Below are 1,287 nucleotides of genomic sequence, written 5' to 3' on the forward strand. Positions count from 1 at the left end.
CACCGGTGACGCCGCGGCCCGCTGCTGCACGGATTCCTCCTCCGTCGCCGCCGGGCCCTGCCCGAGCAGCTCGCGCGGGATGCGCAGCACCGCCCGCACCCCGCCGAAGGCGCTGGTGCCGCTGACGTCCACCTGGAACCCGTAGTCGCCGGCGAGGCGGCTGATCACCATGAAGCCGAGGCTGAGGGCGTTGGGCAGGCTGGTGACGTCGAGGATCTCGTGCCGGTCGAGGACCTTGGCGGCCGCTTCGCGCTGGTAGTGGTTCATGCCCAGCCCGCTGTCGTCGACGACGATGCAGTAGCCGGTCTGCACCTGCTGGACCTGTACGTCGACCTTGCCCTGGGTGTAGGCGCTGGCGTTCGCCAACAGCTCGGTCAGGGCCACCGTCACCGCCTCGACGACACGCCCCTCCACCCAGGCCTCCCCGGTGGTGGCCTCGTGGGTGTAGACGACGCGCGCGGGGGCTTCGATCCGGCCCCGCGCGGAGGAGATGACGTCGCTCATCGTGCAGTCGTCGCGCTGCACCCCCGGCCAGGAACCGGAGAGGATCAGCACCCGCTGCACGGCGTGCACGGCCCGGGTCACGAGGTGGTCGAAGTCGAACAGCCACTGGAGCTGCTCCGCCCCCTCCGGGGCACGCTCGATCGTTTCGAGGATCTCGTTCTGGCAGCGGACCATGTACGTCTGTGCCTCGCCGAGCACCTCGCGGAGGGCCGAGCGCGCCGAGCCCCCGATCCGTTCCCGGGTGATCGCCACCGCTTCCCGGCACAGGTCGAGCACCGCCTGGTGGTGCTTCTCGACGGGCAGGTCCTGGAAGTCGTCCGCGAGGGGACCGGGCACCACGACGCCCCGGTGGCCGCGGGCCTCGGCGTTCACCAGCGCCGGCAGCCGCTTGGTCGCGAGGTGCTCGATCTCGTCGCAGGTGGCCTCCAGCCAGCCGTTCGCCCACTCGGCCTTGCCGCCCACCTCGTCGACCTGGGCGGCTCTGGCCTCCAGCTCGGGGACCCGGGCGGCCTGGCGCTGCACGGAGGGGAACTCCGCACACTGCCGTCTGAGGGTGGCGATCTCCTGTCCGGCGGCGGCCAGCTCCGCCTGTGCGGCGGCGACCGCCGCGGTCCTCTTCCGCAGGGCGCGGGTCAGCAGGACGAATCCGATGGCTGTGGCGAGCAGACACACAAGCAGCGTGATCGCCAGGGGAGGGTCGATCATGAGGGTCCTCGTACGAAGTGGGCGGGGGCAGGGGAGTTGCCGCCGGGTGAGCGAGTGCGGGCCGGGCGTGGTGCACGG

The 1,287-nt window shown here is 72.0% G+C and carries 1 protein-coding gene; it reads right to left on the reverse strand.

The genetic code is table 11. From position 1 onward, the window contains the following. Positions 1-1,209: sensor histidine kinase (locus GCU69_RS06880; RefSeq protein ID WP_156205410.1), on the reverse strand; the 1,209-nt coding region annotated here is incomplete at its 3' end. Between the last annotated feature and the right edge of the window lie 78 nt (positions 1,210-1,287).

Source organism: Streptomyces lycii, assembly GCF_009735685.1.
Classification (GTDB): Bacteria; Actinomycetota; Actinomycetes; order Streptomycetales; family Streptomycetaceae; genus Streptomyces; species Streptomyces lycii.